A 20,933-nucleotide genomic window follows, 5' to 3' on the forward strand; every position below is an offset into this window, starting at 1 on the left:
AATGTGCTGCGACTTACGGCGCACCTCAACAACCCGGATTTACCCACCCCAAAAAATTTATATTACGCTTCTACAAATCACCTCTTTTTCAGCGCGCTTAGATTCCAATATCCAGCACCAGCGGCTCCACTATCCAGGCGCGGGTCTGGGTGTTGTACACCGCCCGCAGCCCCGTTTCGATGGGCGTGCGCAGGCGCAGCACGTTGAACACCACCGAGCCGCTGACGCCCACGTTGCGGTAGTTGCGCGCGGCCCCGCCCACGTTGTAGCCGCGGGCCACGTCGGCGAAGGCCGTGCCCTTCAGGCGCTGCACGTACAGCCAGCGGCCCAGCGCCCAGTGCGTATCGGCCACGGGCAGGCGGTACTCGGCGCTGCCCACGGCCAGTCGCTCGAAGCTCACGTAGCCCGAGCCGCGCGGAAAAAACACCGCCGGGCTAAAGGAATACCGCCCGCTCTGCCACTGGTAGCCGCCGCGCAGCCGCCAGGAGTGGTGCTTGCCCACGCCAGGCAGGTATACGCTGCCCAGCGCGCCGTACTGCGTACCGTTCAGCACGCCGCCGAAGGGCGTGGTACGCCACGTGAGCAGCAACGACTCGCCCCAGCGCGGCCCCACGTCGCGGGTGCTCTGCTTAAGCTGCCGGGCGTAGCTGAGGGTGGTCTGGATGGCGTTGAGCGGCTGATTGGCGCCCACGTCGTAGCGGCTGAGGCGGCCGGGCAGCTCATAGCCGTTCACCTGCTCGTGCAGGTAGTAGGCCCCCAGCGTCAACGACTGCAGGTACTTCGAGCGGGTGAGCGTGAGCGGCAGCCGCAGGCCCGTGGTCAGGCGGGTATAGGTCCACCGGTCGCGCACCAGCGAATCGAGCGGCGAGCGGCGGTCGACGTAAGCGGCCACGTTGCGCCCGCCGTGCTCGATGTCGAGGTCGAAGACGGGGTAGCGGCCCTGGTAGCTCAGCCCGCCAAACAAGGCCGCGGTGCGCTCGGCCTGATCGAAGGTGACGCCGGCCACGGCCTGGGTGGTATTGAGGTAGTCCTGCGAGCGGATGCCCAGGCTCAGGCTGTTGCCGGCCGGGCTCTGGATGACGCCGTAGCTGAACACGTTGAAGGCGTGGGCCAACGGCGAGTAACGGCGTACCAAAAGTGCCACGGCCGAATCAGGAGCCGAGAGCTGCGGGCGCAGCCGCGGCGCGCCGGAGTCGGTGGCGCTGAGCTGCCGGGAGTACAGACGTTCGGGGTCGGCGGCGGGCGGCGCTACGGGCTGCCACTGCGCCGGATCGAGCAGCATTTCCACCACCCGGCTGCCCTGGGCGCGGGCGTCGTGAAAGGCCAGGTGCCGGCCATCGGGAGCCACGGCGGCGTGGTAGGCGCCGAGCGGACGGCTGGTCACCTGGTAGGTGTGCCCCGAACGGGTATCGACGGCAAACACGTTGTCGATGCCGGCCTGCGGGGAATTATACAGCACGTAGTCGCCCCAGGGCTGCGGGTTGCTCAGGTTCACGTTGGCCGCGGGCAACAGGACGCGGCGCGTACCGGCGACGGGCTCAATTACCTCCAGGGTTTTGCCGGCGGAGCTGAGCACCACCGCCACCACGTGCTGGCCATCGGCCATAAAGCGCGGCTGCAGGAACAGGTCGTTCTGCGGGTTGGGCACGCGCTGCAACACGGCGCCGGTGCGGGCATCGAGCACCACCAGCGCGTGCCGGTACTCGGGAGTGGTTTCGGTAGCCACCACGCGCGTGCCGTCGGGCGAAAGGGCGGCAGCGGTGTAGCGGCTGCGCCGGGTCAGGTGCGTGAGCCGGCCGGTGGCCAGGTCCAGCACGCGCAGCTCAGAATACATGCGCTGGCCCCAGCGCGGGTCCTGGCGGTACTCGGGCCACACGGCCTTGCCGCCCCCTACCGATAGGCCTTCGGGCAAGTGAATCAGGCCGGGCACGAACACTTTTTCCTCCCGGCCGTGGCGCGCGAGCCGCACCCACTGGGCAATGTCGCCGAGGCCGCTTTTCAGGGCCAGCACGGTGCTATCGGTGAGGTACTGCGGGTACTCGTAATTGGTGTAAATCTTCGTACCGGCCTGCCCGCTGAAGTCGCGGGCGGCGGTCAGACGCAGGCCGCGCTGCTGGGCCTGCCACACCGAATCGGCCTCGTGCATGGCGCGGACGTAGAGCTGCTCCACCCGCAGGCCGGTGGTGCGCCGAATGCCGTTCGAAAACGAAAAGGGGTAAAACGGGAAGGCGTAATAGCGCGTCAGCACCCGGTCCCAGGCGTCGGGGCCGTAGTGGTTTTTCAGGTACGAGGTCATGAAATACCCCAGCACGTACCAGTCGGGCACCTGGTCGCGGAAGGAGCCGCCCACGGCCTTGGGGTACGAGTAGAGCCGCCCGGCCAGCAGGTTGGCGCGCAGGCCCACGTCGAAGCTGGGGATGCGCCCGCGGCCGCTGCGCGTCAGGGCCGTTTCGGTGCCCACGGCGTCGCCCTCAAAAAACCACGGCGGCAGGCCCACCGAAGCCACGCCCAGGGCGCCCTCGCCCAGCAGCGGCACCAGCACCCGCCCGATGCCTTGCCGGGCCTTGTCGAACTGCCCCACGTGGCGAAACTCGTGCACCACCAGCTGATCCAGCCAGTCCACGGTGCCCAGGCTCATGTCCTGCGGCGGCACGATAAAAAACTCGGCGTGGCGCGGCAGAAAGGTCACAAAGGCGTTGTTGACGGTGGTCTGATTCTGCAGCACCACCGTCAGGGGCCGGGCCGAAACGCCCAGGGAGCGGGTGCCGGCCGCGTGGGCCTGCTCCAGCCGCCGGGCCGTGTGCCGGGCCGCCGAATCGAGCCCTTGGGCGTAGAGCACGCGAAAGTGAGGAGTCCGGACCTGCTGCCAGCGCAGCGAGGGTGGGTTTTGGTCGAGGATGGGCAGGGACTGCGCCTGGGCGGCCGACGCGGCGCTGAGTGCGGCAGCCAGCAGGGCAAATGCGGGAGTGCGGAGCATAGAAAGTAAAGCTGGCCCCAGCGGCGCGGATTTGCAACTGCCAGCCGGGCACTTTGCCGCGCCCAGCCAGGCTACGGGCACCGCTATACTGGCTGCCGACTTCTATTTACTCGCCGTAGCCGCGCGGCTTTGCCTAGAAGCACCCGGCCCGCGCTGCTTATCAGGCAGTGCGGGACGTTTTGTTATTGTCCAGGCTATACAGCGGCAGGAGCCGCCGGTCGGACGCAGCCGCACGGTTTCGCATTACTCATTGGTCCGCTCTCCGCCAACTCACACCTGCCGCAGCCAGGCGCTGGCCGTGTCGATGTTGTCGAACGTCATCACGACGGGCTTCTCGGTGTGCGCCAGGGTCAGGTCGGTGCTGAGGCGGCTGTAAATATTGGGCGAGTACACCCAGGCGAAGTACTCCAGCCCGGCCTCGGCCATGAGCGGAAACCACACCTTGCCGCCCCACTCCGACGCATCCGACCAGATGGTTTGCACCCGCCGGTTGTCGTTGAGCACCTTGCGGCAGCGTTCCTGGCGCAGCAGGCCCAGCATCTTCAGCGCCCCGGCCTGCACCGAGAAGTCGTCCTGCTCGGCTTGCCAGTCAGCATAAAGCCAGTCGTTCGAGTAATCGTAAGAAATACTGATGACCGAATCTTGGTGCAGGAGGCGCAGGGCCATACGTAGAAGCAAAAACAATCGGCTGATAACGGCATATTGGCGGGCCGGGTTACGATTTTGCCGGCCAAAGCCGAAAAAAACTTTCCGGGACCGGACAATAAGCACCGTCAAGCGCCGGATGGCTTGCCGCCACCCCTTATCTTTGAGGGAGGCCCCTGCCCCATTCTCCTCCGCTGACGTCGCCATGTCCTTGTTGCAAACGCCTGATTTTGGGCTGCTGTTCGATGCGCTGCCCACGCCGCACCTGGCGCTGGCGCCCGACCTGACGGTGGCAGCTACCAACGCGGCCATGGCCACATGGCTGGGCCAACCGGCCGCGCACCTCCTCGGCCGACCAGCCGCCGAGGTGCTGCCGCTAGCCTCCGAGGAGCCCCGCTGGCCGCAACTGCTGCGTGATATTCAGGCCTGCCCCGACGAGCATACTCTTACGCTCCTGGCGCCCGGCGGCACGCTTCGGCGCCTTACTCTCAGTGCGGTACTAGCGCCCGATAGCGGCGAGCTGCGCTACCTGCTGGCCCGGCCCGCCGCCTCCGATGTGGCCCCGGGCGTGCGGCGCCAGCAGGAGCAGTTCCGCTTTCTGAGTGAGTTCATTCCCCAGCTGGTATGGACCACCGATGCCTACGGTCGCCACGACTACTTTAACCAGCGCTGGCGTGACTACACGGGCCATGCCGGCGTGGCCGCTCCCGAGGTAGCGTGGATCAGCCAGCTGCACGAAACGGAGCAATCGGCCGCGCGCGAACGGTGGCTGCTGGCCCTGCGGACCGGCGCCCCATACCGCGGCGAATCCCGCCTGCGCAGCCACGACGGGCGCTACCGCTGGTTTCTGATTCAGGCCCTGCCCCTGCACGACACGCACGGCCAGCTCAGCCAGTGGCTGGGCACCTGCACCGACATCGACGACGCCAAGCGCGTGCAGCAGCGCCTGCTGGCCAAGGACCGGCAGCTGCAGCAAATTCTGCGGCAGGTGCCCGCGCACGTGGCTACCTTGTTTGGGCCGGAGCACATCTGCTCCTTTGCCACGCCCAACTTCCTGGAACTGCTGGAGGGCCGCCTGCGCGTGGGCTGGGCTCTGGGCCAGACGCTGCCCGAATTTGCCGAACAGGGCGTACTGGCCCTGCTCGACGCGGCCTACCGCACGGGCCAAACCAGCATGCACCAGGCCTACCCGCTGGCCTGGAACGCCCCCGACGGCACGGCGCGCCCACGGCGGTACTTCGACCTGACGCTACAGCCGCTGTTCAACGAGCACCATCAGGTGCAGGGCGTGCTGTTTTTTGCGGTGGAGGTGACACCCCGCGTGCTGGCCCGCCGCCGCAACGAGCGTCTGGCCGCCGCCGTGCGCCGCCGCGACGAGCAGATCCGCACCATGACGGAGGCGCTGCCGCTGATCAGCTACATCCAGGCGCCGGGGGGCCGCATCGTGTACGTGAGCCCCCAGTGGGCCGCCTACACCGGCACGCCCGCCACCGCCGCCCGCGGCGGACAGGGCTGGCGCACCCTGGTGCACCCCGACGACCAGCCCCAGCTGGCCACGGCCTTTGCCGGCGCCCGGCGCGAGCAGCGCGCCTGGAGCACCGAGTTGCGCCTGCGGGCCGCCGACGGGCAGTACCGCTGGCACCAGGCCCGCTCCCTGCCCATGTTCGACGAGCAGGGCCGGCTGAACCGCTGGTACGGTTCGCTCATCGACGTGCACGAACACAAGGCGCTGGCCGAGCAGCTGCGCCAGAGCGAGCAGCAGTTCCGCTTCCTCACCGACGTAGTACCGCTCTTCACCTGGACGGCCCGGCCCGACGGCGTGCTGGAATTTGCCAACCGCCGCTTTCTGGAATACTCCGGCCTGTCCGCCTCGGCGCTGCCCGATGGCTCGTGGCTGGAGGCCATTCACCCCGACGACCAGGCTGCTACCCGCCAGCTGTGGGCCGCAAGCTTGTCCACGGGCGCAGATTTTCAGGTGCAGCACCGCGTGCGCAGCTGCCAGGGCGACTACCGCTGGCACCTGGTGCGCGCCACCGCCATGCGCGACGAGGCCGGGGGCATCCTGCAGTGGTACGGCTCCAGCACCGACATCCACGAGCAGCGCGCCCTCAACGACCAGTTGCGCTACTCCGAAGAGCGGTTCCGCCTGCTCACGCACAGCATTCCGCACATCATCTGGACGGCCACGGCCCAGGGCACGCTGGATTACCTGAGCCCGCAGTGGTTCCGCCTCACCGGCCAGGACCCGCTCGACCCGACGCTGCTCGGCGCCGATGCCGGCTGGCTGCGGGCCGTGCACCCGGATGATCTGCCGCTGGCCAAGCGGGAAATCGGCAACGCCCTGACCAAGCGCCTGGCCTACACCATGCACGTGCGCCTGCGCCGCCGCGACGGGCAGTACCGCTGGCACCTGGTGCGCGGCGTGCCCGAGCTGGGGCCCGATGGCGCGGTGCTCCGCCTGTTCGGCTCCAATACCGACATCCACGACCAGTACGAGCTGCAGGCCGAGCTGCGCCGCTCCGAGGCCGAATTCCGCTTTCTGGCCGACAGCATTCCGCAGCTGGTATGGACCCTCGGCCCCGACGGCACACCAGAGTTCCTCAACGAAGGCTGGCTGCAGTACACGGGCTTCGGCGTGGAAGAAGTGCGCCAGAACGGCTGGGGCGTGCTCGTTCCGCCCGCCGAGCGCGACGAGGCCATGCAGGTGATGAGCGACAACATCAGCCAGGGAAGAGCCCACGAGCACGAAAACCGCCTGCGCCGCGCCGCCGACGGGCAATACCGCTGGCACCTGCACCGCGCCCGCCCCATGCACGACGCCGAGGGCCGCATCATCCGCTGGTTCGGCACCAGCACCGATGTGGACGACTACAAGCGCTTCCAGCACGAGCTGGAAACGCGCAATGCGGAGCTGATGCGCATCAACCAGGACCTGGATAACTTTGTGTACACGGCCTCGCACGATCTGAAGCAGCCCATCGACAACATGGCCAGCATCTTCCAGGAGCTGGCCCGCACGGCCCACTACGACGACCCCGACGCGCCCGCCCTGGTAGCCATGTTTGAGCACTCCATCGACCAGCTCTACGGCACCATTCAGGAGCTGGCCGCGCTGGTGCAGGTGCAGAAGCGCAACCTGGAAGTAGCCCCGGAGGAAGTGCGCCTGGAGCGCCTGACCCAGGAAGTGCTGCACAGCATCAGCGAGCAGATACGGGCCGTGGGCGCCGTGGTGGAAACGGATTTTGCGGCCGTGCCCGCCGTGGAGTTTGTACGGCCGAACCTGCAGAGCGTGCTCTACAACCTCATCAGCAACGCCGTGAAGTACGCCGACCCGCAACGCCCGCCGCGCATCCGGGTGTGGACCGAGCACGACGCCGACGGCCGCCCCGTCCTCGGCGTGCAGGACAATGGCCTCGGCATCGACCTGGAGCGCCACGGCAAGGATCTGTTTCAGCTGTTCCGCCGTTTCCACGACCACGTGCCGGGGTCCGGCACCGGCCTGTACCTGGTGCAGCGCTTGGTGCAGGCCCACGGCGGCCGCATCGAGGTACAGAGCACCTTGGGCGAGGGCACCACGTTCTGGGTGCAGCTGGCATCACGCCGTACGGGACGGATGCTCGTGGCCGATCCGACTTAATCTTCCGTTACCGCAGGCCATTACGAGCGACGCGTGTATTTTCGGAGCCCGCTGCCCGGTGGGCTTCCTCCACGCACGTTTTCTGTCCCTTGCTTACTTCCAAACTCCCCGACGTCGGCACGAGCATTTTCGCCGTGATGACGCAGCTGGCCACCGAGCACGGCGCCATCAACCTCGCCCAGGGTTTCCCGGACTTCAACCCGCCCGCCGCCCTTACCGAGGCCCTGGTGCGCCACGCCCAGGGAGCGCAGCACCAGTACGCCCCCATGCCCGGCCTGCCGCGGCTGCGCGAGCTGATTGCCACCAAAACCGCCGCCGTGTACGGCGTGCCCGCGCCCGACCCGGCCACCGACATTACCGTGTGCAGCGGCGCCACCGAGGCGCTGTTTGCCGTGATTACCGCCGTGGTGCAGCCCGGCGACGAGGTGCTGGTGCTGGAGCCAGCCTACGATTCCTACGCTCCCGCCATCCGGCTGGCGGGCGGCCGGCCGGTGTACGTGCCGCTGCGCCTCCCCTACTTTCGTCCCGACTGGGACCAGGTGCGCGCCGCCCTCACGCCCCGCACCCGGCTGGTAATGGTGAACACCCCGCACAACCCTACCGGCACGGTGTGGACGGCCGACGACTGGCAGCAGCTGGCCGAGGCCCTGGCTTCGAGCGACGCGCTGCTGCTCTCCGACGAGGTGTATGAGCACATGGTGTTCGACGGGCGGCCGCACCGCTCGGCCCTGCAGCACCCCGAGCTGCGCGCCCGGGCCTTTGTGGTGTCGTCGTTCGGCAAGACCTACCACGCCACGGGCTGGAAAGTGGGGTACTGCGTGGCTCCGCCGGCCCTTAGCGCCGAAGTGCGCCGCGTGCACCAGTTCGTGACCTTTGCGGTGAGCACGCTCAGCCAGCTCGCCATTGCCGATGTGCTCGGCGATGCTGCGTCCTACGATTACCTGCCCGCCTTCATGCAGCACAAGCGCGACTTGTTCCGCGAGCTGCTACAGGGCTCCGGCTTCGAGCTGCTGCCTTCCGAGGGCTCTTACTTTCAGCTGGCCCGCTACCAGCAGCTGGCCCCTGGCCTCGACGATGTCACCTTTGCCCGCCGCCTCACGGCGGAAGCCGGGGTAGCGGTAGTGCCCGTGTCGGCGTTCTACCACGACGGCACCGACCATGGCCTGGTGCGTTTCTGCTTTGCCAAGCAGGATGACACGCTGCGCGCCGCGGCCGAACGGCTACGCCGCGTACGTTTGGATTAAATATCAGGCAGTTGGACGGGGCCTATACAATCATTAGCACTTTACGCATTATATGTTGTGTTTTTGCTACCGATTGATTAATATGCCTTACCATCTGCCCAATAGTCATTTTTGCCTGTGTCCGATCTTACCGTCTCCTTCGTTCAGTCGGCCACCCAGTGGCACGACCCGGCGGCCAACCGCGCCACGCTCACGGCGCACATTGCCGAAATTTCCGTACCGACGGACCTGATTGTGCTGCCCGAGATGTTCAGCACCGGTTTTACTATGGCGGCGGCCGACTGGGCCGAGCCCGTGGAAGGCCCCACCCTGGCCTGGATGCGCGAGCTGGCCGCCGAGCGCGACGCCGTGGTGACCGGCAGCGTCATCACCCACGACGAGGGCCACTACTACAACCGCCTCCTATGGGTGCGCCCCGACGGCACGTACAGCCACTACGACAAGCGCCACCTGTTCCGCATGGCCGGGGAACATGAGGTCTACACCGCCGGGCAGCAGCGCCTCGTGGAAGAGTGGCGTGGCTGGCGCATCTGCCCGCTGGTGTGCTACGACCTGCGCTTTCCCGTGTGGAGCCGCAACGACCAACAGCAGCCCTACGACCTGCTGCTGTACGTGGCCAACTGGCCCGCCGCCCGCCGTACCGCCTGGATTACGCTGCTGCGGGCCCGCGCTATCGAAAACCTGGCCTACACCATGGGCGTGAACTGCGTGGGCCTCGACCTCAACGGCCAGCCCTACGACGGCGACTCAGCCCTGCTCGACATGAAGGGCGAGTACCTGGTGGAAGTCGGCAATCAGGAAACGGGCATCACGCGCACGCTGCGCCGCGCCGACTTGGAGGCCTACCGCTGCCGCTTCCCGGCCCTGCTCGACGCGGATGAGTTCGAGCTGCGCACCAGCGGTGAATTGGTGAAATTGTGAATTGGATAGTTGTCGTTCTGACAACACCTAATTACCAAAACGGTCCCGACTGCAGCAGTCGGGGCCGTTTTGGCTCAGGCTCGTGGCACGTTAACTCACTTGTTCACGATTTCACTACTTGACGGTGAGGCGCTGCACGCCGCGGCGGCCGGTGGCGTCGGTGGCTTCCAGCAGGTACACGCCGGCGGCCAGCCCCTCCACGCGCAGTTGGTGGCGGCGCTGCGGGGCGTCGGCTTGCCGCACGGTACGTCCGAGCAGGTCGCGCAGCACCACGCGGGCGGCGTTGGGTGTTTCCACGGTCACCACGTTATCGGCTGGGTTGGGGTATACCTGCACGGCCAGCGCGTCGGCGGCCTTGCTGCGGGTGCTCAGCACGCGGCCGCGGGTGCCATAGAGCAGCAGCCCGCCGGTTTCGAGGCCCACCACCAGCTCGGGCGCGCCGTCGGCGGTGAGGTCGGCCAGCGTGATGTGGTTGCGGGCGCGGCTGATGCGGCCCCAGTCGGAGGCCTCGTACTGGTTGGTGAGCGGGTTCAGCAGCAGGTCGGTGCGGTCGAGGAACACCCCGCTCTGGGCGCGGAAGTTGGCAAACAGGTGCAGCGTGCCGGTGTGGTCCACCGTCAGCAGGTCGGGGTTGCCGTCGCCGTCCACATCGGCCACGGCCGGCGAAATGCCGAAGGGCAGCGTGTTGGCGGCCGTGCGGATGCGGCCAAAGTCGTCGTTGGTGAGCGTAAAGCCATCGTTCAGCGGCTGGCTGGGGTTGCGGCGGTAGTAGAGCAGGTGGCCCGCGGTGGTCTGCGAATTGGTACCCACCAGCAGGTCCAGGTACCCGTCGCCGTCCACGTCGGTGAAGTAGGGCGTGTCGCCGGGCACGTTGCCCACGTTGTTGAGGCTGTTCAGCTGGGCGGTGTTGAACGCCGCCGGCTGGCCGGGGCGGGCCGTGTTCAGGAAGTAGTACACGAAGGTGGCGCCGATGTTGTAGCCGCCGAAGGCCAGGTCCAGGGCGCCGTCGCGGTTCAGGTCCACCAGCTGCGGGCGCAGGTTGCCCCAGTTGCCCGCCGACAGGTTCAGGTAGTCCTCGGTGACGAGGCTGAACACGGGGCGGCCGGCCGTGCCCACGTTGCGGTAGTAGGAAAGCGTGGCCCGCAGATTGTTGTAGCTCATCGGCGCGCCGTACTGGTCCTGGGCGTTGCCGATGATCATATCGGGCAGCCCGTCGCCGTCCACGTCGCCGAAGGTGGCGGCGGCGCCCTCGCTCACGTCGATCATCTCGCTCTGCAGGAAGCTGCCGCTGCGGCGCACGTAGGCCGGCGCGGCGGCCGTGCCGCGGTTCTCAAACCACATGCCGGTGTTGCGCAGGCTCACCAGGTCGCTGTTGTCGACCAGGCCCGGCGCCACCACCAGGTCCGCTTTGCCATCCTGGGTGGCGTCCACGGCGTAGGGCACCAGGTAGTTGGGCATGCTCACGCTGCCCAGGCCGTTGGGCAGGTTGGTCAGGATGCTGTTGGCGTCGGTGCTGGCGCTGGCGGCCGTGCCCGTGTTGCGGATGCCCACCAGCTCGGGGCAGCTGTCGCGGCCCAGCAGCAGGTCCTGGTCGCCGTCGTTGTCGAAATCCTGCAGCAGCAGCCCGAAGCCGCCGGTGTGGTTGGTCTTGTGAGGGTCGGGCGGCGCGGCGGTGCGGCAGGCCAGCCCGGCCGGGGTGTAATCGGTGCAGGTGGTGCCGCACCACGTCAGGCCCGCCCACCGGTCAGTTACCAGCTCGTACTGCAGGCCGCCGCAAGTGGGGCTGGTGTTGCGCAGGTACTGAATCAGCGTACCGCCACCGAAGTCAAAGGCCAGAATATCGAGCTTCCCGTCGCCGTCCACGTCCTGAATGGCCGGAATGTCGTAGCCCCCGAGGTGAATGTTGGCGCTTTGGGTGGGCGTGTAGAAGTACTCCAGCCGCGCATTGACGAGCCGGAAGCTGGGCCGGCCGTTCTGCGGCTCGTTGCGAAACACGCGCACGTCGCCGGGGCCAGCCTGCGTCCACAGGTCGGGGCGGCCGTCGCAGTCGTAGTCGCGCAGCAGCACCCAGTTGTTGAGGTCGGCTGGAAACAGGCTTTCGTACTCGGGCGCATACTGCCAGCGGCGTCCGCCGCCCGAGGCGGGCACGCTCAGGTAGGTGAGCACGCGCGCGTTCATGCGCTCAAACACGAATAGGTCGTTGACGTTGTCCCCGTTCAGGTCGATGCTGGAGTACTGGGGGCTGTTGAGGCCGCCGGTCCACGCCTGCCGCAGTGTATCGGTACTGGTCTTGACCACGGCCGCCTGCGGGCGGTATTCGAAGCCGAACGGGCTCTGGGCCGCTGCGCCCAAGGGCAGCAGCAGGGCCAGTAACGCGGGTAAACGACGCAGCATAAGGCGAGGCTTGGCGGGTGAAAAGCAACAAATAGAAATCGGACGCCGACAATCAGCAAAATTTGCGCCGGAGCCAGAAGGTTCCGGCCACCCAAATTACGCCAACTCACCGGTATGTCGCCGATTTCCATTCCCGAGCTGTACGCCCGATTCCGCCAGTGCCGCAGCGTGAGCACCGATACGCGCCAGGCGCAGGACCAGACCCTGTTCGTGGCGCTGAACGGGCCCAGCTTCCGCGGCGCCGACTTTGCCCCGCAGGCCCTGGCCCAAGGCGCGCGCCTGGCCCTCGTCGACGATGCGGCGCTGGCCGCCACCGACGCGGAGCGCTACGCCTACGTGCCCGACACGCTATTGGCCCTGCAGCAGCTGGCGCATCATCACCGGCGGCAGCTCGGCGCCCTGCCCGTGCTGGCCGTGACGGGCTCCAACGGCAAAACCACCACCAAGGAGCTGCTGCACGCCGTGCTCAGCCGCCGCTACCGCGTGCAGTACACCCGCGGCAACCTCAACAACCACATCGGCGTGCCGCTGACGCTGCTCAGCATCGACGCCGCGCAGCACGATCTGGCGGTGGTGGAAATGGGCGCTAATCACCAGGGCGAAATCGAGAGCTACTGCCAGTACGCCGAGCCCACGCACGGACTCATCACCAACATCGGCAAGGCGCACCTGGAGGGCTTCGGCGGGGCCGAGGGCGTGGCCAAGGGCAAAACCGAGCTGTTTCGCTACCTGGCCGCTACGGGCGGCACGGCCTTCGTGAACACCCAGGATACGCGCCTGCCCGCGCTGGGCGAGCTGGTGCCCCAGCGCGTGACCTACCCCAGCCCCGGCGACACCTACCCGGCCGAACTCGTAGCGGCCGCCCCGCGTGTGGAGCTGCGCCTCTTCGACGGCACGCCGGTGCAGGCCGCCATTACGGGCGCCTACAACTTCCTGAACCTGGCCGCCGCCGCCGCTGTGGGGGCGCATTTCGGCGTTTCCACGGCCGATATTGCCGCTGCCCTGGCCGGCTATGACCCGCAAAACAACCGCTCGCAGCTGGTGCGCACCGAGCGCAACGAGGTAATTCTGGACGCCTACAACGCCAACCCGTCGTCCATGGCCGCGGCCATTGCCAGCCTGGCGGCGCGCCCGGCCCCAGTGGCCGGGAAAGTGGCTATCCTGGCCGATATGTTTGAGCTGGGCGACGAAAGCGCCGCCGAGCACCACGCCCTCGGCGAGCTGCTGGCGCGGCAGGAGTTCGGCACGGTGCTGCTCATCGGCGAGGAAATGCAGCGGGCGCAGCGCCCCGGCTTCCGCCACTTCGCTACCAAGGCGCAGGCCGCGCACTGGCTGCGCGAACATCCGCTCGCAGGCCGCCTGATCCTGGTGAAAGGCTCGCGCGGTATGGGCCTGGAAACGCTGATGGAACTGTTGTAAGGGTAAGCGTTGAGGCGGGTAGGAGTGTAAGAGTTGTCGGGCTGATGACTCTTACACTCCTACCCGCCTCAACGCTTACCCTATTAGAACGGGCTGTCCAGGTCGGCCAGCTTCGGCAGGATTTCGTCTTTGGGCGACACGTTCGGGGCGCCGCCGGTCCAGCCCCAGTCGATGCCGATGGCTGGGTCGTTCCACAGCAGGCCGCCTTCGGAGGCGGGGTGGTAGTAGTTGGAGCACTTGTAGAGGAACACGGTGTCGTCGTCGAGGGCGAGGAAGCCGTGGGCGAAGCCGACCGGGATGTAGAGCATGTTGGCCCGCTCGGCGTCGAGCAGGGCGGCGGTGTACTGCCCGTAGGTGGGCGAGTCGCGGCGGATGTCCACGGCCACGTCGTAGGCGCGGCCCCGGGCCACGCGCACCAGCTTGGCCTGGGCGTAGGGCGGGCGCTGAAAGTGCAAGCCGCGCAGCACGCCAGCCGAGGAAATGGATTGGTTGTCCTGCACCCACTCCTCCCCGATGCCGGCCTTCTCGGCCAGCGTGCGGGCGCTGTACGACTCGAAGAACACGCCACGGGCGTCGCCGAAAATGCGCGGCACCAGCTCGATAACCCCGCTGAGCGGGTGTTGGATAACTTCCATAAGTCAGGAGAACGGGGAAAGGCGAAGAAGAAGGAGCGGCGGGGGCACGTACGCACCGGCCCGGCCGAAGGGTTTAGCGGCGGCCGATTTCGGCCACGGTGCGCAGGTATTTGTCGAGCACCAGCCGCTCGTCGAACTTGGTTTCGGCCAGGCGGCGCGAGGTCTGGCCCATGCGCTGCAGCTCGGCGTCGGGCAGGCCGAGTACCTGCAGCATCTTGGCCGCGAGGTCGTCGGCGGAGCGTACCTGGCACAGGTAGCCGTTTTGGCCGTCGACCACGGTTTCGCGGCAGCCGGGCACGTCGGTGGTCACCAGGGGCTTGCCCAGGGCGGCGGCTTCGAGCAGGGTTTTGGGGGTGCCTTCGCGGTAGGAGGGCAGCACCACGCAGTCGGCCTGGCGGATGTGGCTGGGCACGTCGTCGGAGGTGCCGAGGTACTCCACGTTACCGGCCTTCATCCACTCCTCAAACACCGCGCGCTTCACGCCCACGCCGCCCGACTCATCGATGCCGCCGAGCAGCTGAATGCGGGTACCGGGCACGGCGGCGCGCACCTGCCGGGCGGCCTCGAAGTACTCTTCCACGCCCTTTTCGTAGAGCACGCGGGCAATCATGAGGAACACGAACGGCGCGTGGCGCACGGGCGCGGCCGGGTCGGGGCGGAACTTCTCCACGTCGATGCCCGAGCCGGGCACCAGGTCGGTGATGCTCTCGCGCACGAGGCCGTGCTCCAGGAAAAGCTGCCGGTCGTCGTTGTTCTGAAAAAATACCCGCTTGGGGAAGCGAAAGGCGAAGCGGTACAGCCCCAGCGCCACCTTGCTCACGAAGTTCTTGACGATGAACACCGTGCCCAGGCCCGACACGTTGTTGGCGCACGGAATGCCCGCCAGCCGGGCCGCGATGGTGCCGTAGATGTTGGGCTTGATGGTGTAGTGCAGGATGACGTCGGGCCGCTCGCGGCGGTAGATGTCGTAGAAGCGCTTGGTGAGCAGGGCGTCCTTGACGGGGTTGGTGCCCTTGTTTTCCATCAATACCGGCACGTAGCGGCAGCCCAGCTCGGTTTCGAGGCGCTGGGAGTAGGCGTCGGGCGGGGCAATGGCCAGCACCTCGTGGCCGGCCTGCTGCAGGGCGCGCACGAGGTTGCGGCGAAAGTTCCAGATGTTCCAGCTGGTATTGATGACGATGGCAACGCGCATAAAAAAGCCGGCGCGGGTAGGGCGCCGGGCGGCAAAGGTAAGGCAGCCGGGCGGCTGACGCGGCAATGCCGGCCGGAAGCGGCCGCTGGTGCAGCCGCCGCGCAAGTGCTCCGCCAGGAAACGACTGTAGGTTATTCGTGCCGCCGACGAAAATAACCTACACGCATTGTAGCTTATTTTCGTCGGCGGCGCGAATAACCTACACCCGCCGCGCGCTTAGGCAGCGGCCGGCTTAGTGGTGCCGCACCTGTATCCGGTGCCGAATGGCCCGCCCGCCGATTCGCAAAAAGTACGTTCCTTCGGGCAGCGCCCGTGTGGATAGCTGATGCTGCCTGGCCGCCACCGTTGCCACCGGCGCGCCGGAAGCGTTGTAGAGGGTGGCCCCGGCGCTGCTTTTGATGGTCAGCGACTCGTCGGCCGGGTTGGGGTAAGCGGCTTGCTGGGCGGTGCTCGTGCCGCAGGTGTAGTCAAACTCCTCGCAGAAGAAGGTGCCTACCTGGAACACGTTGACGGCCGTGCCAGCCGGGGTGCAGCTGTTGCGCACTTCCACCATCAGGTCGAAGGAGCCCTGCGGATCGGTAATGTACACGGGCACCTGATTGCCGGTGGAGCCGAAGCGCAGGCGGCCGCCGTTGCCGCTGATGCTCCATTTGAACGTGGCGCCCGGGTCGGCGGCGCGGGCCGTGAAATACACGAGGCCGGTGCTGCACAGGTTGAGGTCGTTGTAGCCCAGGCTGTCGGGCTGGGGCGGACCGTAGCTGGCCTTGAAGGCCGTGATGGCGCTGGCGGCGCAGTTGGCATTGACGGCCTGCACCCGCACCGTGCCGCTGCCCCCGCCCGTGGCCGAGCCCACCGATACGCTGGCCCCGGTGGCGCTGGTGGCCCCGTTGACGCGCATCGAGCCGGTGGTCGTCCAGGCATAGGAGGTGGCGCCCGGGGCGCTGGCCGTGATGGTGGCGGGCTGGCAGAGCACCTGCACGGCCCCCGGCTGCGGCTGCGGCAGCCCGCTGAGCGTGGGCTGGGCTACCTGCGCCACCACCGATACCGTAACGGGCGTCGCCATTGTCGGTGCCGGTGCGCAGGCCCCGTTGCGGCAGTAAGTGCCCTGCAGACCGGCTGTACCCGTGCCGCTGCCGCCCGAGGCCACGAGCACGGGCGCGGCCGTGTTGCCGCCGCTCACCAGCTGCAGTACCCCGCCGGCGCTCCAGCTGTAGTTTGTGAAGCTGCCGCCGGTCGGCAGCGGATCATAAGCCGGGCGGAAGTGGTAGTCGGTCTGGTCGCCGCAGCTGAGCGTCAGGTTGCCCCCGTTGGGGGTGCGGTCGGTGACGATGCGCAAGGTGGGCACCGGGCGCGTGACGGTAGCCGATGCCGCCAGGCTCTGGCTAGATACCGTACTGGTCGGGCCATTGAAACCGCAGGAGGTATCGGCCGCACGCACCGTAACGGTGCCGCCGGTGCCAGGTGTAGGCGTGACTGCGATGCTGTTGCCGCTGTAGTTGTTGATGAGCACGGCCGTTGTTCCATCCGAAGGCTGGCCGTTGGGAAACTGCCAGAACTGCGGGATGGTCCAGTAGTAGCCAGAGGCCAGTACTGTCGGGCTGTTCGCCGGCCCGGGCACGCTCACCTGCGGCACACTCAGGGTGACGGAACCCGTTGCGTTGTTGCCGAAGCCCACGTCGCCGCTGACCGTGACCGGGCCGATGGCCGTCTGGCTCAGCGAGCGGACGAAGACGCTTTTGGGACCATACAGCTGACTAGAAGTTGAATTGACGCACCCTGTAGCTTGTACCTGCAAGCTGGTCGGGTTGCCAGGTCCCGTGGGTACATCATTCCACACCACGCTGACCAAGGCTGTGCCGACGCCGTTCACGATCTGCCCACCATTAATGGTCCAAGTGTAGCTGCACCCGCCCGACGAGGCGGCTGTGGTCACGCTGTACAGGTACGTTCTACCCGGGCACACAGGCTGCCCGTTCGTAGGGTCGTTGATGCCTTGGCCAGCGGCGCCTTGCGCCAACAGCCCGAGCAACAGCAACAAATAGAGGTGTTGAAGTCGTCGCATAAGCGTAAAAGAGGGTTGGAATGGAAAAAGGATATCGAGCTTGGCCTGTAACAGGGTCACGCAAGAAGCATCTACCCAAAAGAGAAGCGGCTCGTCAGCTACCTTAGAAGCGGAAGCTCAACCCTACCAACTGCACCGGGCGCAGCACGAAACCGAGACGCTTGCTAGTGTAAAAGGAAGATGCCCGAACAAGTGAGCCTGCAGTGTTTTGTCGGACTATATCAATGGTGTAATCATCACGGCGGCGCACATAGCTAAGCGGAGCGGCGGCTTCAGCGAATAAGGATATGGCAGAACCCAGGTGCAAGCGCAGGCCTACAAAAGGCCGCGCCTGCGCTTGCCAGTATTCACCTACATAGCGGAGGTCTGTTGCGTAGGTGCCCACGCCGTTGGTGTTGGGCGTCTCGCGCAGCACGCGGGAGGTGGTGCGGCCCAGGCCGGCGCCGAGCTCGGCGCCGTAGCAGAGCTGCCAGCGGCGGGCCAGCGGGCGCTGCCACTCGTAGCCGGCCAGGGCGGTGAGCTCCCAGGCGCGGCGGCCCGAGCCGGCCAGCTGCCCGGCGTAGTCGCTCGTGTCCTGGCGGGCGTACTGGCCCACCACCCGCAGGCGCAGGGCCTTGGTGGGGCCGAGCGGGCGGCGGTAGAGCAGGCCCACGGGCAGGGCGCGGTTGCCGGTGAAGAAGTGGTCGAGCTGCGGCGAGGCCGTCAGGCCCAGCTCGTAGCGGCGGGCGGTGGTGTCCGGGGCCTGGGCCTGGGCCAGCAGCGGGGCGGCCGCCAGCAGGCCGCCGAGTAAGAAGAAACGCGTCATAGCGGAAAGAATAAGCGGGGTGCGGCGGCCAACGGCCCGCCGGCGGATCAGCCCACAAAGAGCGGCCGCGGGCCCGCCGCGGGCCAGGCAGCAACGGCCCCGGCTGTGACGGCCCACAGGACCACCGGCACGCCTGCCCCCCCGCACAACAAATACTTGATTAGCAGCACCAAAATCCAGAACCACCCGGGATACAGGCGTGGCCAAACCCCGGCGCCTGTGACGAGCGGGCGTTGCCGTCGGCCGGCACCACCTCCACGGGCGGGATGCTCAGGGTCAGAACGCCGGTGCTGCCGAAGCCCAAGTCCCCGCTGGTTGTGATGGGGCCGATGGGCTTGTTGGTGATGCTGCGGATGTAGACCTTGAGTTGCTGAGAAGTAGAATTAGCCTATGCGGGGTTACAGTTGCTGGCCGCTACCTGCAGCGTGGCTTCGTGGTTGCCGAACCACGTTACGTCCGGCCACACGACCCGCATAACTGAAAAGGATGATCCATTGGGGTCTTGCAAGCTGACGCCGGTACTAGGTTGCCAGGTATAGGTACTGCACGACGAACCGCTGGCCGGCACGGCGGTATACGTATATGGCCGCCCGGGACACACCGGCAATGTGCCGTAAGGATTGCTGATGGTGACACTGGGGTTTTGCGCTTTCACAGCGTGAGTCACTGCCAGCAGCGGGGCGGCTAGCAAGTGGACGAACAATAAAGCGTATTTCATTAAATGGCGAAAAAATGGTTAAACGGGTAAATGCAAAATCAAAATCTTACAGCAACACCAACAAACTGCACCGGGCGCCACTGCAAGGCCAAGTTCCGGCCTCGGAAATCAGCGAAGCCGCCGGCCGGCGACGTGTAGTCCGGCATGTTGTTGTACCACTGAGTTCCTTTGACGCGCAGCTTGTAGGTGTGCCATTCGTACGCGGCGGAAGCAGCGGACTCGATGAACACGCCCAAGCGGGGCGCTAGCTGCCAGTGCAGCCCGACAAAGCCGCGCAACTGCGCTTGGATGCGCCGGGTGGTATAGGTACCGTCCTGAAAAAGGTACCCCGTCTGGTTGTATGAATAGTACACCGAGCGCATCTTTTCCACTCGCCAGTCAACCCCAGCTTCCACACCGTAGTAGCCGCGCAGACGCTTGGCCAACGGGCGCTGCCATTCATAACCAGCAAACGCCCCCATGCCCCAACGTTGCGCGTTCGAGCCCTTGTCAAGGCCGATGAAGTTGCCCGGTCGCTGCTGCGGGTAGTCTACTGTATCGCGGCGGCTGTAGCGGCCCACCAGGCGCAGGCGCAGGGCCTTGGCGGGGCCGAGCGGGCGGCGGTAGAGCAGGCCCACGGGCAGGGCGCGGTTGCCGGTGAAGAAGTGGTCGAGCTGCGGCGAGGCCGTCAGGCCCAGCTCGTAGCGGCGGGCGGTGGTGTCCGGGGCCTGGGCCTGGGCCAGCAGCGGGGCGGCGGCCAGCAGGCCGCCGAGTAAGAAGAAACGCGTCATAGCGGAAAGAATAAGCGGGGTGCGGCGGCCAACGGCCCGCCGGCGGATCAGCCCACAAAGAGCGGCCGCGGGCCCGCCGCGGGCCAGGCAGCAACGGCCCCGGCTGTGACGGCCCACAGGACCACCGGCACGCCTGCCCCCCCGCACAACAAATACTTGATTAGCAGCACCAAAATCCAGAACCACCCGGGATACAGGCGTGGCCAAACCCCGGCGCCTGTGACGAGCGGGCGTTGCCGTCGGCCGGCACCACCTCCACGGGCGGGATGCTCAGGGTCAGAACGCCGGTGCTGCCGAAGCCCAAGTCCCCGCTGGTTGTGATGGGGCCGATGGGCTTGTTGGTGATGCTGCGGATGTAGACCTTGAGTTGTTCCGATACTGTGTTGCCGGCGCTGTTGCTGCAATTGCTGGCCGCTACCTGCAGCGTGGCTTCGTGGTTGCCGAACCACGTCACGTCCGGCCACGCAACGCTCATGATGGCAGCGGTCGTGCCGTTCGGGTTCTGCAGGCTGACGCCCGAGCTGGGCTGCCAGGTGTAGGCGCAGCTCGACGAGCCGCTGGCCGGCACGGCGGTATACGTATAGGGCCGCCCGGGGCACACCGGCAATGTGCCGTAAGGATTGCTGATGGTTACTCTTTGCGCCGCCGCAGGCGAACTGCCCGCCGCCCAAGCGGCGAGCAGCATCAACGCGTGAACAATGCGTTTCATGTGGTATATGGGATGAGGTAAAGAAAAGCCCTTTAGAAGCGCACGTCCGCGCCAAACAACTGCACCAGCCGCCAGTTGAGCGTGAGTGTTTTGCTCTCGTAATGCGCAGAGGCCCCCAAACTAGACTGATAGCCCGGCATTGCCACGTACTCCTGATAACCCTTTACTCTAACATCATCCTCGCGGCGTTGGTAGCCGGCGGCCACCGCTGTTTCGGCGAACACGCCCAGACGCGGGGTGGCTTGCCAGCGCAAGCCGGCAAAGCCGTCGGCCTGCAGCTGCCAGCGCTTGATGCGGGTGATGTCGTCGTAGTAGTAGGGCCCGGTGGGGTTGACCCAGCGGCGCACCTCGCGCACCTTGTCCAGGCTGTAGCCCAGGCCCAGCTCCGCCCCATAATAAGCGCGCAGGCGCCCGGCCAGCGGCCGCTGCCACTCGAGCCCCGCGTAGGCGGCCACGCCCCAGCGGCGCGTGCCCGTGCCGGGCTGGTAGCCCAGAAACTCCGCCAGCGTGTCGCGGCGGCTGTACTGGCCGACTGCCCGCAGGCGCAGGGCCTTGGCGGCGCTGAGCGGGCGGCGGTAGAGCAGGCCCACGGGCAGGGCGCGGTTGCGGGCGAAGAAGTGGTCGAGCTGCGGCGAGGCCGTCAGGCCCAGCTCGTAGCGGCGGGCGGTGGTGTCCGGGGCCTGGGCCTGGGCCAGCAGCGGGGCGGCGGCCAGCAGGCCGCCGAGCAGGAAGAAGCGCATAAACAACTAAAGAGGCAGGTAATAATGCCGGCAAGCTACCGCCGGCGGGCCAAACGGGCCGCAAG

At 66.9% G+C, this 20,933-nt stretch carries 14 protein-coding genes; 4 read left to right on the plus strand and 10 right to left on the minus strand.

The features are described 5' to 3' along the window. Nucleotides 1–97: 97 nt before the first annotated feature. Nucleotides 98–2,977 (minus strand): hypothetical protein, encoded by a 2,880-nt coding sequence (locus B0919_RS16090; protein ID WP_078013307.1) that lies wholly within the window; start codon nt 2,975–2,977, stop codon nt 98–100. A gap of 270 nt (nt 2,978–3,247) precedes the next feature. Beyond that, nucleotides 3,248–3,643 carry a hypothetical protein gene (locus B0919_RS16095; RefSeq protein WP_078013449.1) on the minus strand — a complete coding sequence of 132 codons (396 nt, stop codon included), beginning with the start codon at nt 3,641–3,643 and terminating at the stop codon, nt 3,248–3,250. Nucleotides 3,644–3,827: 184 nt separating this feature from the next. On the opposite strand from B0919_RS16095, the gene B0919_RS16100 reads away from it, so the two are divergent. The 3 genes from B0919_RS16100 (at nt 3,828) to B0919_RS16110 (ending at nt 9,424) form a co-directional block, all read left to right on the plus strand. Further along, nucleotides 3,828–7,259 (plus strand): PAS domain-containing protein, encoded by a 3,432-nt coding sequence (locus B0919_RS16100; protein WP_176133082.1) that lies wholly within the window; start codon nt 3,828–3,830, stop codon nt 7,257–7,259. An 89-nt stretch (nt 7,260–7,348) separates the two neighbouring features. Next, nucleotides 7,349–8,503, plus strand: coding sequence for a methionine aminotransferase (locus B0919_RS16105; protein ID WP_078013309.1), 1,155 nt, complete (start codon nt 7,349–7,351; stop codon nt 8,501–8,503). Nucleotides 8,504–8,620: 117 nt separating this feature from the next. Continuing rightward, nucleotides 8,621–9,424: an amidohydrolase gene (locus B0919_RS16110; protein ID WP_078013310.1), complete on the plus strand. Its 804-nt coding sequence runs from the start codon at nt 8,621–8,623 to the stop codon at nt 9,422–9,424. 114 nt (nt 9,425–9,538) lie between these two features. Here the strand turns inward: B0919_RS16110 and B0919_RS16115 are convergent, their stop codons facing one another. Continuing rightward, nucleotides 9,539–11,818 carry an FG-GAP-like repeat-containing protein gene (locus tag B0919_RS16115; protein ID WP_078013311.1) on the minus strand — a complete coding sequence of 760 codons (2,280 nt, stop codon included), beginning with the start codon at nt 11,816–11,818 and terminating at the stop codon, nt 9,539–9,541. A 114-nt stretch (nt 11,819–11,932) separates the two neighbouring features. Between B0919_RS16115 and B0919_RS16120 the strand changes: the two genes are divergently transcribed. Further along, nucleotides 11,933–13,237: a UDP-N-acetylmuramoyl-tripeptide--D-alanyl-D-alanine ligase gene (locus B0919_RS16120; RefSeq protein ID WP_078013312.1), complete on the plus strand. Its 1,305-nt coding sequence runs from the start codon at nt 11,933–11,935 to the stop codon at nt 13,235–13,237. 83 nt (nt 13,238–13,320) lie between these two features. Here the strand turns inward: B0919_RS16120 and rfbC are convergent, their stop codons facing one another. From rfbC to B0919_RS16155, 7 genes are all read right to left on the minus strand, one after another. Then, on the minus strand, nt 13,321–13,872 hold the full coding sequence (gene rfbC / locus B0919_RS16125) for a dTDP-4-dehydrorhamnose 3,5-epimerase (protein WP_078013313.1): 552 nt from the start codon (nt 13,870–13,872) through the stop codon (nt 13,321–13,323). A 73-nt stretch (nt 13,873–13,945) separates the two neighbouring features. Next, nucleotides 13,946–15,064, minus strand: coding sequence for a glycosyltransferase family 4 protein (locus B0919_RS16130; RefSeq protein WP_078013450.1), 1,119 nt, complete (start codon nt 15,062–15,064; stop codon nt 13,946–13,948). A gap of 232 nt (nt 15,065–15,296) precedes the next feature. Beyond that, nucleotides 15,297–17,126, minus strand: coding sequence for a T9SS type A sorting domain-containing protein (locus B0919_RS16135; RefSeq protein WP_139362180.1), 1,830 nt, complete (start codon nt 17,124–17,126; stop codon nt 15,297–15,299). A 103-nt stretch (nt 17,127–17,229) separates the two neighbouring features. Next, nucleotides 17,230–17,931 (minus strand): hypothetical protein, encoded by a 702-nt coding sequence (locus B0919_RS16140; RefSeq protein WP_078013315.1) that lies wholly within the window; start codon nt 17,929–17,931, stop codon nt 17,230–17,232. Nucleotides 17,932–18,687: 756 nt separating this feature from the next. Further along, entirely contained in the window at nt 18,688–19,419 is a 732-nt protein-coding gene (locus tag B0919_RS25875; RefSeq protein ID WP_078013316.1) for a hypothetical protein, read from the minus strand. A 160-nt stretch (nt 19,420–19,579) separates the two neighbouring features. After that, on the minus strand, nt 19,580–20,128 hold the full coding sequence (locus B0919_RS16150; RefSeq protein WP_078013317.1) for a hypothetical protein: 549 nt from the start codon (nt 20,126–20,128) through the stop codon (nt 19,580–19,582). Nucleotides 20,129–20,160: 32 nt separating this feature from the next. Further along, a complete protein-coding gene (locus B0919_RS16155; protein ID WP_078013318.1) occupies nt 20,161–20,868 on the minus strand; it encodes a hypothetical protein in 708 nt (235 codons plus the stop codon). Between the last annotated feature and the right edge of the window lie 65 nt (nt 20,869–20,933).

Origin of the sequence: Hymenobacter sp. CRA2, from assembly GCF_002007105.1 — a bacterium.
Taxonomy (GTDB): domain Bacteria; phylum Bacteroidota; class Bacteroidia; order Cytophagales; family Hymenobacteraceae; genus Solirubrum.

Excerpts from the sequence above, each read along its gene's own strand:
- B0919_RS16090 (WP_078013307.1), bottom strand. The coding sequence starts at position 2,977 with ATGCTCCGCACTCCCGCATTTGCCCTGCTGGCTGCCGCACTCAGCGCC.
- B0919_RS16095 (WP_078013449.1), bottom strand. The coding sequence starts at position 3,643 with ATGGCCCTGCGCCTCCTGCACCAAGATTCGGTCATCAGTATTTCTTAC.
- B0919_RS16100 (WP_176133082.1), top strand. The coding sequence starts at position 3,828 with ATGTCCTTGTTGCAAACGCCTGATTTTGGGCTGCTGTTCGATGCGCTG.
- B0919_RS16115 (WP_078013311.1), bottom strand. The coding sequence starts at position 11,818 with ATGCTGCGTCGTTTACCCGCGTTACTGGCCCTGCTGCTGCCCTTGGGC.
- B0919_RS16120 (WP_078013312.1), top strand. The coding sequence starts at position 11,933 with ATGTCGCCGATTTCCATTCCCGAGCTGTACGCCCGATTCCGCCAGTGC.
- rfbC (WP_078013313.1), bottom strand. The coding sequence starts at position 13,872 with ATGGAAGTTATCCAACACCCGCTCAGCGGGGTTATCGAGCTGGTGCCG.
- B0919_RS16130 (WP_078013450.1), bottom strand. The coding sequence starts at position 15,064 with ATGCGCGTTGCCATCGTCATCAATACCAGCTGGAACATCTGGAACTTT.
- B0919_RS16135 (WP_139362180.1), bottom strand. The coding sequence starts at position 17,126 with ATGCGACGACTTCAACACCTCTATTTGTTGCTGTTGCTCGGGCTGTTG.
- B0919_RS16140 (WP_078013315.1), bottom strand. The coding sequence starts at position 17,931 with ATGACGCGTTTCTTCTTACTCGGCGGCCTGCTGGCGGCCGCCCCGCTG.
- B0919_RS25875 (WP_078013316.1), bottom strand. The coding sequence starts at position 19,419 with ATGACGCGTTTCTTCTTACTCGGCGGCCTGCTGGCCGCCGCCCCGCTG.
- B0919_RS16150 (WP_078013317.1), bottom strand. The coding sequence starts at position 20,128 with ATGAAACGCATTGTTCACGCGTTGATGCTGCTCGCCGCTTGGGCGGCG.
- B0919_RS16155 (WP_078013318.1), bottom strand. The coding sequence starts at position 20,868 with ATGCGCTTCTTCCTGCTCGGCGGCCTGCTGGCCGCCGCCCCGCTGCTG.